This is a genomic window from Octadecabacter algicola, from assembly GCF_021532625.1.
GTDB classification, from domain to species: domain Bacteria; phylum Pseudomonadota; class Alphaproteobacteria; order Rhodobacterales; family Rhodobacteraceae; genus Octadecabacter; species Octadecabacter algicola.
Genome location: NZ_JAKGAR010000001.1, coordinates 330405 through 345275, shown reverse-complemented (window position 1 = coordinate 345275; position 14871 = coordinate 330405). Strand labels below are relative to the sequence as shown.

Genomic DNA, 14871 nt, shown 5'->3' with positions numbered 1-14871 from the left:
TGCCTTAAGGCATCATATTCACGTGACAGATTAACGCCCACCCAGTGACCACCAGCCACGTTTCTTAGGCTTGTCGTCCTCTGCTGCGGCCTCTTCGGGTGCAGGTACAGGATCAGGTGCAACCTTTGACGTCGTCTTGCGACGGCGCTTTGGCTTTTCGGCCGCGACGGGTTCGGGCTTTTCAGCAGGTGCTTCGCCTACTTCTTTAGGGGCTTCTGCCTCTTTCGGGGCATCGCTTACCTCTGCCTTATCGGCCACTGCATCGCTATCCACAGCCGCTGCGGCGGCAGGCTTTTTACGGGCCCGGGTGCGCTTTGGCTTTTCAGCAGGTGCCTTTTCTTCGGCCGGAACGTCCGCTTTCGCTTCGGCCTCAGCTGGTGTGGCATCTTCGGCTGGTGTTTCGGCGACCTTTTTGCGGCGCGTGCGGGTGCGCTTTGGCTTTTCAGCAGGTGCATCCGCTGGCGCCTCTGCCTCTGGCGCAGCTTCAGCAGGTGCTTCAGCGCCCTCTTCAGCCGCTACGGCTTCTTTCGGGGCATCGTCATCCGTCTTCTTACGGCGTGTGCGCTTACGTTTGGGCTTTGGCGCATCTTCCGTTGCAGGAGCGGCTTCCGTTACCTCACCCTCAGGTGCAGCTTCCGCAGCAACAGCATCCGCCGCAACAGCGTCTTCACCGTTTGCTGTGTTCTCACCGTTGGCCTCAGCGTTCTCAGCGTTTCCTGCGCCGCCACGACGACGGCGACGACGACGACGACGGCGTTTGGTCGGCTGCTCGCTATCCCCATCAAAGGTGCTTTCGGTTTCTTTAGTTTCCTGCCCTTCGGCGTCCTCGTCCGCCTCATCGACATCAGCCAGAACAGCCATTTCAGATGAAATCACCGCAGGAGCTGTGACTTCAACGACCCGTGTCGCTGTCTTGAACTTCTCAAGTGCGAAGTCAGGCGAGACCAGATGCGGATCACATTCAATTCGAACCGACAGCCCATAACGTGCTTCGATCTGTGCGATGTGTTCGCGTTTCTGGTTCATCAGGTAGTTGGCAATCGCGATAGGCGCTTTCACCAGAACTTCTTTGGATCGACCGCGCACGCCCTCTTCTTCAAGCTGGCGAAGAATTCCCAAAGCGACGTTGTCATCTGAGCGCAAAAGCCCTGTGCCGTGGCAATGTGGGCATTCCTGTGTGGTGCTTTCCAACATGCCTGGACGCAAACGCTGACGCGACATTTCCATCAAACCAAAGCCGGAAATCCGACCGACCTGAATGCGGGCGCGATCCGTCTTGAGCTTGTCCTTCATCATTTTTTCGACGGCAGCGTTGTTCTTACGCTCGTCCATGTCGATGAAGTCGATCACGATCAGACCAGCCAAGTCACGCAGGCGAAGCTGGCGTGCAACTTCGGCGGCGGCTTCAAGGTTGGTCTTGGTCGCTGTCTGCTCAATGCTGCCTTCTTTGGTCGCACGGCCAGAGTTCACGTCGATCGCAACAAGCGCTTCGGTGATCCCGATGACGATGTAACCACCCGAGGGTAATTGCACTGTCGGGTTGAACATGCCGGACAGATAGCTTTCGACCTGATGGCGCGCATAAAGCGGCATCTGTTCTTGGTAGTGCTTCACGTTCTTAGCGTGCGACGGCATGATCATTTTCATGAAGTCTTTGGCGGTGCGGTAGCCCGCCTCACCTTCCACGATCACTTCGTCGATCTCTTTAGAATAAAGGTCACGGATCGAACGTTTGATCAGGTTGCCTTCTTCGTAGATTTGCGCCGGGGCGGAAGATTTCAACGTCAGTTCGCGGATCTGTTCCCAAAGGCGCTGTAGGTATTCGTAGTCGCGCTTGATTTCAGTCTTGGTGCGTTGGCTGCCTGCGGTGCGAATGATCAGCCCTGCGCCTTCTGGGACGGACATCTCATTGGCAATCGCCTTGAGTTTCTTTCGGTCAGCGGCATTGGTAATCTTGCGGGAGATGCCCCCACCGCGTGCGGTGTTTGGCATCAGAACACAGTAACGACCCGCCAAAGACAGGTATGTAGTCAGGGCAGCACCCTTGTTGCCGCGTTCTTCTTTGACCACTTGGATCAAAAGGATTTGGCGGACTTTGATAACTTCTTGGATCTTGTAGCGCTTTGGACGTGGCTTACGAACCGGACGCACGTCTGCACGTTCATCCTCATCAGCAACGCTTTCGATGGAATCATCTTTGGCAGTCGCATCTGGGCCAGTGTCATCGTCATCGTCGCTGTCATCATCGTCAGTGGGTTCTTCCACTGGCGTCTCAGCGACTGTTTCCATTGGCGATGATCCCTCTTCAGGGTCCATGTCGATGGTTTCCATGCCTGCGATGTCACCAGACACGACGTCCTCTTCCGCCAACGCAGGTTCAGCGTCAGCCGGTTCTGCTGTTGCGACAGCATCTTGCGTCTCGGTCTCAACCTCAGCCGCTTTGGGCTTACGACGACGGCGCGAACGCTTTGGCTTTTCAGCTTCGGCTTCCGCTTCGGCCTTCATTGCTTCGGCATAGGCTTTTTCTTCGGCCATCAGGGCTTCGCGGTCGGCGACCGGAATCTGGTAGTAGTCTGGGTGGATTTCGTTAAACGCAAGGAAACCGTGGCGGTTGCCGCCATAGTCAACAAACGCTGCCTGAAGCGATGGTTCGACCCGTGTTACTTTTGCGAGATAGATGTTGCCGGCAAGCTGGCGGCGGGATTGGGTTTCAAAGTCGAATTCCTCGACCTTGTTTCCGTCAACCACCACAACGCGGGTTTCTTCCGCGTGGGTGGCGTCGATAAGCATTTTCTTAGCCATATATTCCTGTTCCACGCACGGCACGGCGGTGCCCCAGAGGTTAACTCGAGGGGCATCTGTGTCCCAGATACGTGATTATTAAAGGCGATATGCGCGACGGCGGATGGGCGAACCAAAGGGTTCGTCACTTTCTCGCTATTCAGTGTCGCGCGATCCATCGCGTTGGTCTCCGACCGCGTGAAAACACGGCCCATTCAAGGCCCCGCGATATAGGATTTCCAACACCGACGAGGGCTGTTCAAGTGACCCCGAGGGGCCAAATTTCGGTCTGTCGCGGGGATGGAGGGATTTAATAAAATCGGACCACTGCAACCGCAGACAGAAAAACTCCCGGGATTTTGCGCATAGCGTCATGGCAACCGCCCGTCCCTCATACATAGGGGAGGTCATGGTCACATTACAATGTCTAACTGCGGCATCTTGGAATTGAGTGACGATTTAGGCTGCCAATGCGCAATAAACCCACTAAGCCACCGTGTGATCGAGCACTCGGATCTGTTGCAAAGCCACGACCATGTCTTGTGCGATATGCTGACCAAGGTCGGGCAATGGCAAACCTGCAGGACGCAGATCAGGAATTTGTGTAGTGACGCAACCCGCTGCTACTGCCGCGTGGGTGCCAGTGTCGCTATCCTCAAATGCCGCACAGTTGCGCGGATCAACACCCAATGCCTCTGCCGCATGTACATATGGCGCAGGATCAGGTTTGTTTGCACTTACCTCATCCCCGGCAACAACAAGTTCAAAGTAAGACAGCAGTCCTGCATGTTTGAGATGCTCAAGCGCGGGCGCACGTTTTGTCGATGTGACGACAGCCATGCGATGCCCTGCCCGCGCCAAGGCTGGCAGAACTTGGCCTACATGTGGTCGCAACGGGACAGGTCCGACCCTGCGGGCGGCATTAGCCAAGCGCCATTGTTTTTCGAACGCGACAGCATCCACGCTTGCAGGCAAGAATTCGGCCAACCGCAAAGATGTTTGCGCGGCCGATGTGCCGACAAGCGTCAGAAAGAATGCCTCGAGCGCCTCGGCTTCAAACCCCAACGGGGTCCCGATTTCAACCAAAGCGCCCATGAATTCTCGTTCACTGTCGAGCAGCAAACCATCCATATCAAACAGCAGCGCTGCAAATGGGTTAGCCAAGGTAATCAGACCTTTGCAGGCCATATTTGGCCATCTTTTCGTTCAGGGTCCGGCGCGGCAGACATAGTTCATCCATTACATTCACGATGCTGCCCTTGTGGCGGCGCATGGTGTTGTCGATCAACATCCGCTCGAACGCTTCAACGAACTCTTTCAGCGGCTTGCCCTCAGTGGTGATGGCAGGCTGTGCCTCGTCGTCCTCGTTCATCAACAAGGATGCAATGGTCCCAGACCCGCGACGGTTCTGAAGCACGGCGCGTTCTGCAACGTGATAAAGCTGACGCACATTGCCTGCCCACGGCGCTTGCAACAACTGGGCTGCTTCCTGTGCGCTGACTTCTGGTGCTTCGCAGCCGTATTCTTCGGCGAATTGTTCACTGAGGCGGGTAAATAGCGTCAGGATATCTTCGCCCCGCGCCCGCAGTGGCGGAACCGTCATCCGCAAAGCGGCAAGGCGGTAAAACAAATCTGCGCGCAGCTCACTTTCGCAGGTTTTGCCTTCGTCCTGAAGGTTACAAATCGCTACAATACGTGTTTCCGCAGGCGTGCCTTGATCGTTAATCGCTGTTGTCAGGCGGGCCTGATTGGTGTCCGACAGGCTTTCGATGTCTTCCAGAACCAACGTGCCACCGCGGGCTTCTTCGATCGCGGGTATCGGATCATCCTGCCCTGCTGGTCCAAACAACCGTTTCGCCAGTGCGTCGTCTTCATAGGCGGCACAGGAAATCAGCACGAATTTCTTGTTCGCCCGCGCCCCAACAGCATGCAGAGCATGCGCAACAAGCGTTTTACCCGTACCGGTTTCGCCTTCGATCAGAACATGGCCATCCGCCTGCCCCAGATCGAGGATGTCTTCCTTGAGCCGCTCCATCACAGGTGACGCGCCAATCAGCTTTTTCAACAAAGCTCCGCCATCGGATAATTCACGGCGCAGTTCACGGTTATCCAGTGTCAGACGTCGTGCAACCGTCGCCTTTTTGGCCAATTCAGTCATGCGGTCCGGGTTGAACGGTTTTTCAAGGAAATCAAACGCACCGATGCGCATCGCCTCCACAGCCATCGGCACATCGCCGTGGCCTGTGATCATGATGACCGGCAGAGAACTATCAACACCCTTGAGCTTTTTCAGGAACTGCATTCCGTCCATGCCCGGCATTTTCACGTCACTTACAACGATCCCCGGATAATCTTGACCAAGCCCCTTAAGGGCGTCCTCAGCGCTCGCGAAGGTTTCGGTGTCATATCCTGACAACGCCAGCCATTGGCTGATCGATTGCCGCATGTCCTGTTCGTCATCAACGATCGCGATTTTCATAGCTTGCGCCATAGCGTTACTCCGCTGCTTCCATGTCTGAACCCAATATGGGCAGTTCTACCTCAAATACAGCCCCGCCCTTATCAGAATTGCGTGCGGTGAGCCGTCCGCCGAAGTCGTTTACGATCCCTGATGAGATAGCAAGCCCCAGACCTGTGCCGTCACCGGGCTGCTTTGTGGTGTAGAACGGCTCAAACAGCTCGTCCAAATCCTCAATCCCTAAACCATTATCCCGCACCGTCAGACGCGCCACATCCCCTTGGGCGAGTAGGATTTCGACACGGGGTTCACTGGCGGTTTTTGTCGCGTCCAAGGCATTGCGCAGCAGGTTAATAATCACCTGTTCCAGTCGCATGCGGTCCCCGTGAACCATGACAGGGCCATCAGGCAAAGTGCGCGTAATAGCCACCTGACGTTGGCGCAACTGGGGTTCCATCATCGACAGTGAAGACAGCACCGCGTCCTTAACATCAACGGGTTCGAGGTTGTCGGACCCTTTTCGCGCATAGGATTTCAACTGCTTGGTAATGGCGCCCATGCGTTCGATCAGGCTGTCGATACGCGCCACAGCAACAACCGCTTCTTCGGGGCGTTCGCGCGCAATCAACAGGCGGGCCCCAGCCAGATAGGTTTTCATCGCGGCAAGAGGCTGGTTCAGTTCATGACTAACCGCTGCAGACATTTCGCCCAAGGCGGCCAGTTTACTGGTTTGCGCCATCGTTTGTTCCGCCACTTCAAGGTCCTTTTCGACCTTCTCTCGTTCGGCAACTTCTCGCTGCAGACGGATATTCAACTGGCGAAGCTCCGCCGATTCCATCTGAAACATGCGCGCCGCGAGGTTGGATTTACGCGACAGGAACCAAAACAGCCCCGCCAAGAGAATAGCGAATCCCATGATTTCGAGCGCAAGGATCGCGTTTACCCGTTCGCGCACTGACTGAAACGTGGTGAAACTAATAACCTGCCAACCTTGGAACGGCACGCGTACCTCTTGGCGCATGACCCCGTCCCCACGCAGGTAAGCGTCGATGGGCAAAGCAGACCAATCCGGCGCGCCACGCAACGCACGTTCGATAGCAGATTGCGGTTCAAGAAGCGCAATCCCTTCTTCTTCGGTACGGCCCCGCCATCTCGGTTCTGTTGCCAGGATCGCGCGGCCGTCCGCGTCGAGCACCATAACCGCGTCCGAAATGCCTGCCCAAGACCGTTCAAGTTTCGCCAAATCAACAGCGACCGACACAACGCCGATGCCCAAACCGCCGTCTTCAATGCGACGAGAGTAGCTGAAATCGAACCCGCCCTCTTCGCGTTCATCTACAGTGAATGTCGTGGCATTCGAATGCAGCGCTTGAACAAACGCTTCTTGGTCGCGGCGATTTTCGCCCAATCGTTCACGGTCTGTGGCAGCGACGACCCGCCCGTCCGTGTCCATCATCAACAAGGAAGCCGCGCCGATCTCATCCACGAAGGACAACAGCCGTGCCGTTGATTGTGTGAAGTCACCGGAGTTAAGCGCACCGATTAACGCAGGGTCACGTGCCAACAGTTGCGGCACAATCGAATTTCGCTGCAACTCACTCAAAAGGTTGGCGGAATACAAAGCCAAACGCACTTCAGCAGAGCTGCGTGTTCGTTCAGTAAAACGTTCCGTGAGCAAAGTGTTAGAAACGTAGATAACAGTACAAGCCAGCAGGATCAGCGCGACTACAAAACCGCGCGTCCACCAAACAAACGAAATTCGGGATCGTCCCGCCACCTTTTACATTACCCCCTGCGACGTCGAGGCCAAACAACATCGGCCCCGGCTACATCAGGTAAGACTACAGTGCACAACATGCACCGTCCATCTCTTGGCTTAGGCCGTTGTCAATTGGCCGATCAAACCAGCAAAAAGACGCTGACCGTCTGTATTGCCATGGGCTTCTTCAAAGGCGCGTTCCGGGTGTGGCATCATGCCAAGCACACGGCGGTTGTCTGACAGAATACCGGCGATATCCGCTCGGCTACCGTTTGGATTGTCCGTGTAGGTAAAAGCCACGCGGTCATCGCCCTGCAAACGCGCGATCGTTTCATCGTCAGCAAAGTAGTTACCGTCGTGGTGTGCGATCGGGATGCCGATTTCGGCACCGGCGTTGTAGCCCTCAGTGTAGCCGCTATTTGATGTTTCCACTTTCAAACCAACGGTTTGGCAGATGTATTTTAACCCTGCATTCCGCAACAAAGCCCCCGGCAGCAAACCTGTTTCAGTCAAGACCTGAAACCCATTACAGACGCCCAAAACATAGCCGCCCGCGTTGGCGTGATCCACCACAGCGTTACAAATCGGAGAGTTCGCAGCAATCGCACCACAACGCAGGTAATCGCCAAATGAAAACCCACCCGGGATTGCGACCAGATCAACACCTTTTGGCAACGCGGCATCCTTGTGCCAAACAACCTCAACATCCGCGCCGGACTTTTCCAGCGCAACGGCCATATCGCGATCACAGTTGGATCCGGGGAATTGGATTACAGCGGCTTTCATGGTCGATCTCCTAGGTTTGATCGCAAGTTAGTTAACGTGTGTGCCCCGTCCGATAAGACAAGGCCATAAAAGTTACAGGCCAATTCCGCAGGCTTGCGTGATCGGCACAAGGTCGTCGTTTAGGTCAATGTCAGATCGAATATGGACCTGAGACATCAACGAACCAAACCCACCAATACTGTCGAGTTGCTTAGCTTCGTCTACGGCCCAAGCGGACCAGCGAAGATAGGCTTCTACGGTTTGAGCACCGCGACGCTGTTCCAACTGGCCGATCGCACATACCATTTGGGCACGCATGTCAGCAGAGATGGTCATATCTGCCCCACCACCAATCGTACGGCCCATTTCAGTCTGAAACGCTTGGCTTAGGGCAATATGGCGCCCAGCATAATCCTCTGCACAGGCGGGAGCAGCCCCAAAAAGAACTGCGGCAGCAAGAATATTCCTAAACGGTTTCAATGGTGTAGCTTTCGATCACCGTATTCGCGAGCAGCTTTTCACACATCTCACCGATCTGTGCTTCGGTCGTGCCGTCCGCCAGTTCAAGTTCAATGACCTTGCCCTGACGCACACCGTTGACGCCTTCAAAACCCATCGCGCCAAGCGCGTGTTTTACCGCGGCCCCTTGCGGGTCCAGAACACCGTTTTTCAACATCACGTGGACACGGGCTTTCATATGGTAATTCCTTTTGTTCGTTCGGCATTTGCGCAATAGCGCAATTCGTTCAGTTAACTCAGTTGATCAACGTCGGCTTGGACGCCGGTGGTGCGTTCTGTGGCAGCACGCCAAGACGTTTGGCGACTTCCGTATAGGCATCAGCCAAATCACCTAGATCACGTCGGAACACATCTTTGTCGAGCTTGCGGCCCGTCTCAATGTCCCACAAGCGACAGCTGTCAGGGCTGATTTCGTCGGCGACGACCAGACGCATATATTCATTGTCCCAAACACGACCAATTTCGATTTTGAAATCGATCAGCTTGATACCAACACCGTGCATCACACCGGCCATGAAATCATTCACCCGCAAAGCCAGCGCAACGATATCATCCAGATCCTGCTGAGAGGCCCAGTTAAAGGCAATGATGTATTCTTCTGGAACCAGCGGATCGCCCAGAGAATCATCCTTGTAGGAAAATTCCACAATCGGGCGCGGCAAAGGTGTGCCTTCTTCCATGCCAAGACGCTTGGCCATGGTGCCTGCGGCAAAATTGCGCACGATAACTTCGAGCGGGATAATTTCGACCTGACGGATCAGCTGTTCGCGCATGTTGATGCGCTTGATGAAATGGGTCGGAACACCGATGCGTTGCAAGCCAAGCATGAAAAACTCGCTTAGGCGGTTGTTCAACACGCCTTTTCCGTCAATCACGTCTTTTTTCTCAGCATTAAACGCCGTGGCATCGTCTTTGAAGTACTGGATCAACGTCCCGGGCTCTGTGCCTTCATAGAGGATCTTTGCCTTGCCTTCATAAACCAGTTTGCGACGTGCCATGCTGTCTCCTTGCTTGGCCCTGCCCTTGGGGGATCAAAGGTGTCTGTAAAGGCCACTTGAGCGCGTCATAAGCCAAGCCCCCCTTGCGGGCAAGCGTCGCGAGAGGCATATCTAGGGAGAACACGAAACATTCCCTGTGAGGAGCAGACAATGTCCACCTTTGATGACCGCGAAAACGCTTTTGAAAACAAATTCGCCCATGACGCAGAAATGCAGTTCAAGGCCGACGCACGCCGCAACAAACTGGTTGGCCTTTGGGCTGCTGGACTGCTTGGCAAAGACGCGGACGCCGCTGCTGAGTACGCCAAAGAAGTGGTCAAATCCGATTTTGAGGAAGCGGGTCACGAAGATGTCTACCGCAAGCTGTTCAACGATGTTGGCCACTTGGCAGACGAAGCAGCGATCCGTGCCAAAATGGCCGAGTGCATGGCCGAAGCCAAAGCACAGCTGATGGACGAAGCCTAAGGTTTCTCCAACAATTTGAAGGAAATACCCTTCAAAGTTAAACAATGTCTTAGGCCAAGGTGATTGATTTCACCTTGGCCTTTACCTTTTCAAAATCCGACACCGTCTAGCCCAAGCATGGTGACTCCCCCCCGAACCAGGCCGGTTCTGTAGATGGAAAATTCAGGACAACAACTGCAGCGCGCTCAGGTCCTATTCGCACGGGGGGGGTGAACCGCTAAAGTCCGGATTAGTGATACCAAAACTTCTGCTCATTGCGGCATTGGTCGTGCCCGGAACGTTCTTTTTCCGACACATCTCGGGCCTCGATCTTGTATTGGTTTGGGCCGCCATTGGCGCAACGGCGCCATTGCAATGGATCATCGGCCTGATCCTACCGCGCGGAATTTTCGCGCCATAGGCACCTATGATGTCTTGATGCAGGCCATCTTGCACACAGGCCAGCGCCCCAAAGCCGCCAGCACTGCTGGAATCAGGGCAATTGCTTTGTCCCAAACATTTGGATTCAGTGCGCAGTCGCTGCTGTCCCAGCGTGCCTCTGGTCAAGGCTCTGCGCCTGTCCGCCGTCGTAAGCCCTCCGTTCTTGCCGGCCTTGGCCGTTGTTTGTGCCTTGGTGATGCCGCTGTCTAAGTTGTTAACCGCGCGGTTGATGCAAAACGGCGCGATCTTCTTCGCGGGGATCGTCGCTATACCTGCGTTAGTCATGGTGGCGCGGATTGCCGATCACATGCACTTTCCGCCAAAAATCCAACAACGGATTTTCACTGCAATTCCATTCAGCGACATGATGAAGATTATTCAATTGCACCCATTGCCCCCCCGTGCGAAGCGCAGTCTCGCATCAACGGAGCCCTGAAACATGACAAACGCCCTCAGCGAACTGCTTTCTACACGTGATTGGCTTTTGGCCGACGGCGCCACTGGCACGACCCTGTTCAACATGGGGCTGCAATCAGGCGATGCACCAGAATTCTGGAACTTCGATCATGTTGACCGTATCACCGCCCTTTACAAAGGTGCCGTGGATGCCGGTTCGGACATTTTCCTAACCAATACATTCGGCGGCAACGCGTCCCGCTTGAAATTGCACGGTGGCGAAAAGCAGGTGCATGAGATCAACAAAGCTGGCGCAGAGATTGCCCGCGAAGTTGCAGACAAATCCGGACGCAAGGTTGTCGTGGCCGGGTCCGTTGGACCAACGGGCGACATCATGGTGCCCATGGGCTCGCTTACCTTTGAATCCGCTGTCGAGATGTTTCACGAACAAGCAGAAGGCCTGAAAGCAGGCGGCGCAGATGTGTGCTGGGTCGAAACGATCTCTGCTGCAGAAGAATTCAAAGCAGCAGCAGCCGCCTTTGCGTTGGCCGACATGCCATGGTGTGGCACCATGAGCTTTGACACTGCGGGTCGTACAATGATGGGACTAACCAGCGCCGAATTGGTGAAACTGGTTGGCAAACTGCCCAATGCGCCGCTGGCGTTTGGTGCGAACTGTGGTGTCGGGTCATCCGATCTTTTGCGTACCGTACTTGGCTTTCAGGCCGCTGGCCCGGAACAGCCAGTCATTGCCAAAGGCAACGCAGGCATCCCGAAATACGTTGACGGCCACATCCATTATGATGGCACGCCGGAACTGATGGCTGATTACGCCTGCCTTGCGCGCGACAGTGGCGCGACAATCATCGGCGGCTGCTGTGGCACGACCCCAGAACACCTGCGCGCCATGCGCGAAGCACTGGAAACACGTCCCAAGGGCCCAGCCCCAACGTTAGACGCGATTGCAGCAGCTCTTGGCGGGTTTTCTTCGGAATCGGACGGCACAGACGGAGGTGGCCCAACCCGTGCACCACGTCGCGGACGTCGTCGCAGCTAAAACAGGCTCATCTGGTCGCCCTTGCGCGGCGGAACTAAAAACAGGTCCCGCCGAAGTGGCATGCGCACGCCGTCCAACCCGTAACGGGAACGGGCGATGGTTAAGCGTTGCTTCATCTGTTGTGCCCAGATGCCCTGCCCTGTCATCCGCGTCCCGAAGTCCGCTTCATAAAGCTTCCCACCGTGAAGTTCGCGTACACGGTTCATGATCCGGTTCGCGCGGTCTGGGAAATGCACCTGCGCCCATTCTTCAAACAGCGGCGCGACCTCAAGAGGAAGCCGCAGCATGATTGCTGTCGCCGATGTAGCCCCCGCCTCTTTTCCCGCCTTAAGAATCGATTCCAATTCATGATCCGTTAACGCCGGAACCATAGGCGCTGCTGAAACGGTGACAGGTATGCCTGCCGCCGCCAGCCGCTCAATCATCAAAAGCCTCCGCTTGGGGCTTGGAACGCGGGGTTCCATGGCTCTCGATATTTGCGGATCCAACGTTGTGACAGACACGCCAACCCGCGCCAAACCATCTGCGGCCATTTCTTTTAAGATATCAATGTCGCGTTCGATCAAGCTTCCCTTGGTGACAATGCTGACCGGATGGTGAAAATCGCGCAAGACTTGCAATATCCCACGCATAATTCCATACGTCTTTTCAATCGGTTGATACGGGTCGGTGTAGGTTCCTATTGCCAGAACATCTGGCCGATATGACTTCTTTCGCAACTCGTCTTCTAAAACTTGTGGTGCTGTTGGGCGTGCGATCAGGCGGCTCTCAAAGTCTTGACCAGGCGACATCCCCAACCACGCATGACCAGGCCGTGCAAAACAGTAGACGCAACCGTGTTCGCATCCCCGATACGGATTAATCGATCGATCAAATGGTACGTCAGGCGATGCGTTTCGCGTGATAACCTTTCGTGGCACTTCAACGGCAACCTCGGTGCGCAGCATGCCCTCTTCAGGGGTGTCCCAACCATCATCGACTGCAATCCGCGCATAGGGTTCAAATCGACCAACTGTATTGCTGATCGCCCCGCGTCCGCGCGCTTGCCCCCGTCGTAAGTCCTGAGTCTCTACCATCCTCCAGATATAGAACAAAAGCGGAACAAATGAACACCCCTCACATTGATGGCGCAAACTATTCATTTGCATCGCCGTCGTTTGACGGGCACTCAATGTCGCAATCGGTCCAGACCAAAGTGACGGTTTCAGCCCAAATCAGGGTAGACAACAAAGGATTCCAACATGTCCGAAGAAGACGACATCATCTTGAGCGAATTGAACGACGACGATCTTGTCGCGCAAATGTTCGACGACCTTTACGATGGGCTGAAAGAAGAGATCGAAGAAGCCGTCAACATTCTGCTGGAACGCGAATGGCAGCCTTACGACATTCTGACCCAGGCCCTTGTTGGTGGTATGACAATCGTGGGCCACGACTTCCGCGACGGTATTCTGTTCGTGCCAGAAGTTCTGCTGGCCGCAAACGCTATGAAAGGCGGGATGCACATCCTGAAACCTTTGCTAGCTGAAACAGGCGCCCCACGCGTAGGTAAGATGGTAATCGGTACGGTTAAGGGAGACATCCACGACATCGGCAAGAACCTCGTTTCCATGATGATGGAAGGCGCTGGGTTTGAAGTCGTCGACCTCGGTATCAACAACGCCGTTGAAAGCTATCTAGACGCGATCGATACAGAACAGCCAGACATCCTTGGCATGTCCGCCCTTCTCACGACAACCATGCCTTACATGAAGGTCGTCATCGACACGATGATCGAAAAAGGCATCCGTGATGACTACACAGTGTTGGTCGGCGGCGCGCCATTGAACGAAGAGTTCGGCAAAGCCATCGGCGCTGACGCTTATTGTCGTGATGCGGCGGTCGCGGTCGAAACGGCGAAGACCTTTATGGCGCGCAAGCACAATCAGGGTGCAACCGCTTAAAACGCGTCAATCTTGACGAACATGCGCGTTCGGTGGCCCAATGCCGCCGAACGCGTTTTCATTTGAAAGACTCGATATGCTCACTCTCTTTGCAGCCAAAGGCACTGTTGCCGTCGCCAGCCAGATCGCCCTTGAAGAGGCAGGGCTGCCCTACAACACACGCTGGATCAGCTTTGCCGACGGTGACCAACACGCAGCCCCCTTTCGCGCGCTGAACCCCAAAGGGCGTGTCCCAGCTCTGATAACCGACTTTGGGCCTCTAACGGAAACGCCCGCGATCCTCGAATACATCTCGGAGCTCTCCGGCAACCTGATGCCCGACACCCCTATCGAACGGGCGCGCGTGCGGGAAATGCTCAGCTATCTCGCATCCACAATGCATGTGAATCACGCGCATAAGTTTCGCGGCGCACGTTGGTCCGATGATCCCGCGGCACACGCGACGATGGTCGCCAAAGTCCCAGAAACCATGGCCGAGAGTTGCGCTTATCTTGAAAGCCAACTCCCCGACAGCGGTTGGTTGCTTGACGAATATTCGATTGCGGACATTCACATGGTTTCCGTCTGTCGGTGGCTCGCGGCAGACAAGGTCGATATCGAAAACTTCCCAAAACTCGCCGCGCATTTTGCCGCGATGAAATCCCGCCCTGCTGTGGCCAGAATCTTACAAGCCCATGAATAAGCCGCTGAACGATCAATCTCTGACAACAGACGGCCTACCGGCGACGGGAAAAGGTCGCATTCTTTTGCTAGCCTGCGGAGCCTTGGCCCGGGAAATCCTCGACCTGATCAAGATGAATGGCTGGTCCCATATGGACCTGCACTGCCTTCCGGCGATCCTGCACGTTCACCCTGAAAAGATCCCCAACGCCGTCGAACAGGCCGTTTTGAAATTTCGCAGCGACTATGACGACATCTTCGTCGTCTACGCGGACTGCGGGACAGGCGGACTACTGCAATCATTATGTGATGATCTTGGCGTCGAGATGGTCGCAGGCCCGCACTGCTATTCTTTCTTTGAAGGCAATGAGGCGTTCGCCAAAACAGACGAGATCGATTGCTTCTACCTCACCGATTTCCTTGTACGCCAGTTCGATGCCTTCATCGTTAAACCGCTGGGGTTGGATCGCCATCCTGAATTGCGCGATATGTATTTCGGGAACTACAAGACGTTGATTTACCAAGCCCAAACCGATGATCCCGCCCTGACCGAGAAAGCCAAAGAACACGCAGAACGTCTTGGACTTGCCTTTGAACGCCGCCTTACGGGCTACGGCGATCTAGAAACGACACTCGGCTCGCTCACCTAA

At 55.2% G+C, this 14871-nt stretch carries 16 protein-coding genes; 7 read left to right on the top strand and 9 right to left on the bottom strand.

What is annotated here, in order from left to right; translation table 11 throughout:
* Positions 1-30: 30 nt before the first annotated feature.
* The 8 genes from L0666_RS01695 to purC form a co-directional block, all read right to left on the bottom strand.
* On the bottom strand, positions 31-2802 hold the full coding sequence (locus L0666_RS01695; protein WP_235257478.1) for an Rne/Rng family ribonuclease: 2772 nt from the start codon (positions 2800-2802) through the stop codon (positions 31-33).
* A gap of 465 nt (positions 2803-3267) precedes the next feature.
* Entirely contained in the window at positions 3268-3945 is a 678-nt protein-coding gene (locus L0666_RS01690) for an HAD family hydrolase (protein WP_235257476.1), read from the bottom strand.
* The gene (locus tag L0666_RS01685) at positions 3938-5272 is read right to left on the bottom strand and encodes a sigma-54-dependent transcriptional regulator (protein ID WP_235257474.1); all 1335 of its coding nucleotides are present in this window, start codon (positions 5270-5272) and stop codon (positions 3938-3940) included. Before L0666_RS01685 ends, L0666_RS01690 begins: the two co-directional genes overlap by 8 nt.
* Before the next feature lie 4 nt (positions 5273-5276).
* Entirely contained in the window at positions 5277-7016 is a 1740-nt protein-coding gene (locus L0666_RS01680; RefSeq protein ID WP_235257472.1) for an ATP-binding protein, read from the bottom strand.
* Positions 7017-7115: 99 nt separating this feature from the next.
* Complete coding sequence (gene purQ / locus L0666_RS01675) at positions 7116-7784, bottom strand: phosphoribosylformylglycinamidine synthase subunit PurQ (RefSeq protein WP_235257470.1); 669 nt, start codon at positions 7782-7784, stop codon at positions 7116-7118.
* Positions 7785-7856: 72 nt separating this feature from the next.
* Positions 7857-8243, bottom strand: coding sequence for a hypothetical protein (locus tag L0666_RS01670; protein ID WP_235257468.1), 387 nt, complete (start codon positions 8241-8243; stop codon positions 7857-7859).
* Entirely contained in the window at positions 8230-8460 is a 231-nt protein-coding gene (gene purS / locus L0666_RS01665) for a phosphoribosylformylglycinamidine synthase subunit PurS (protein ID WP_235257466.1), read from the bottom strand. The genes L0666_RS01670 and purS overlap by 14 nt, the downstream gene beginning before the upstream one ends.
* Positions 8461-8518: 58 nt before the next feature.
* Positions 8519-9280: a phosphoribosylaminoimidazolesuccinocarboxamide synthase gene (purC, locus tag L0666_RS01660; protein WP_235257464.1), complete on the bottom strand. Its 762-nt coding sequence runs from the start codon at positions 9278-9280 to the stop codon at positions 8519-8521.
* 150 nt (positions 9281-9430) lie between these two features.
* On the opposite strand from purC, the gene L0666_RS01655 reads away from it, so the two are divergent.
* The 4 genes from L0666_RS01655 to bmt all read left to right on the top strand — a co-directional run bounded on the left by L0666_RS01655 (position 9431) and on the right by bmt (position 11618).
* Positions 9431-9745, top strand: coding sequence for a DUF1476 domain-containing protein (locus L0666_RS01655; RefSeq protein ID WP_235257462.1), 315 nt, complete (start codon positions 9431-9433; stop codon positions 9743-9745).
* Between the two features lie 232 nt (positions 9746-9977).
* Positions 9978-10145: a hypothetical protein gene (locus tag L0666_RS01650; RefSeq protein ID WP_235257460.1), complete on the top strand. Its 168-nt coding sequence runs from the start codon at positions 9978-9980 to the stop codon at positions 10143-10145.
* A 17-nt stretch (positions 10146-10162) separates the two neighbouring features.
* Entirely contained in the window at positions 10163-10375 is a 213-nt protein-coding gene (locus tag L0666_RS01645) for a hypothetical protein (protein ID WP_235257458.1), read from the top strand.
* 229 nt (positions 10376-10604) lie between these two features.
* Positions 10605-11618, top strand: coding sequence for a betaine--homocysteine S-methyltransferase (gene bmt, locus L0666_RS01640; protein ID WP_235257456.1), 1014 nt, complete (start codon positions 10605-10607; stop codon positions 11616-11618).
* On the opposite strand, the gene L0666_RS01635 is transcribed toward bmt, so the two are convergent.
* Entirely contained in the window at positions 11615-12694 is a 1080-nt protein-coding gene (locus L0666_RS01635; RefSeq protein ID WP_235257454.1) for a PA0069 family radical SAM protein, read from the bottom strand. The two genes, bmt and L0666_RS01635, sit on opposite strands and share 4 nt — an antisense overlap.
* Positions 12695-12859: 165 nt before the next feature.
* Between L0666_RS01635 and L0666_RS01630 the strand changes: the two genes are divergently transcribed.
* The 3 genes from L0666_RS01630 (at position 12860) to L0666_RS01620 (ending at position 14871) form a co-directional block, all read left to right on the top strand.
* Positions 12860-13561, top strand: a complete 702-nt coding sequence (locus L0666_RS01630) for a corrinoid protein (RefSeq protein ID WP_235257452.1) — start codon at positions 12860-12862, stop codon at positions 13559-13561.
* A gap of 76 nt (positions 13562-13637) precedes the next feature.
* A complete protein-coding gene (locus L0666_RS01625) occupies positions 13638-14243 on the top strand; it encodes a glutathione S-transferase family protein (RefSeq protein WP_235257450.1) in 606 nt (201 codons plus the stop codon).
* Positions 14236-14871 (top strand): DUF1638 domain-containing protein, encoded by a 636-nt coding sequence (locus L0666_RS01620; protein WP_235257448.1) that lies wholly within the window; start codon positions 14236-14238, stop codon positions 14869-14871. Before L0666_RS01625 ends, L0666_RS01620 begins: the two co-directional genes overlap by 8 nt.

Bases quoted from the DNA above. Each gene is read 5' to 3' on its own strand.
- L0666_RS01695 (WP_235257478.1), bottom strand. From the start codon at position 2,802: ATGGCTAAGAAAATGCTTATCGACGCCACCCACGCGGAAGAAACCCGC.
- L0666_RS01685 (WP_235257474.1), bottom strand. From the start codon at position 5,272: ATGGCGCAAGCTATGAAAATCGCGATCGTTGATGACGAACAGGACATG.
- purQ (WP_235257470.1), bottom strand. From the start codon at position 7,784: ATGAAAGCCGCTGTAATCCAATTCCCCGGATCCAACTGTGATCGCGAT.
- purS (WP_235257466.1), bottom strand. From the start codon at position 8,460: ATGAAAGCCCGTGTCCACGTGATGTTGAAAAACGGTGTTCTGGACCCG.
- purC (WP_235257464.1), bottom strand. From the start codon at position 9,280: ATGGCACGTCGCAAACTGGTTTATGAAGGCAAGGCAAAGATCCTCTAT.
- L0666_RS01655 (WP_235257462.1), top strand. From the start codon at position 9,431: ATGTCCACCTTTGATGACCGCGAAAACGCTTTTGAAAACAAATTCGCC.
- L0666_RS01645 (WP_235257458.1), top strand. From the start codon at position 10,163: ATGCAGGCCATCTTGCACACAGGCCAGCGCCCCAAAGCCGCCAGCACT.
- bmt (WP_235257456.1), top strand. From the start codon at position 10,605: ATGACAAACGCCCTCAGCGAACTGCTTTCTACACGTGATTGGCTTTTG.
- L0666_RS01635 (WP_235257454.1), bottom strand. From the start codon at position 12,694: ATGGTAGAGACTCAGGACTTACGACGGGGGCAAGCGCGCGGACGCGGG.
- L0666_RS01630 (WP_235257452.1), top strand. From the start codon at position 12,860: ATGTCCGAAGAAGACGACATCATCTTGAGCGAATTGAACGACGACGAT.
- L0666_RS01625 (WP_235257450.1), top strand. From the start codon at position 13,638: ATGCTCACTCTCTTTGCAGCCAAAGGCACTGTTGCCGTCGCCAGCCAG.
- L0666_RS01620 (WP_235257448.1), top strand. From the start codon at position 14,236: ATGAATAAGCCGCTGAACGATCAATCTCTGACAACAGACGGCCTACCG.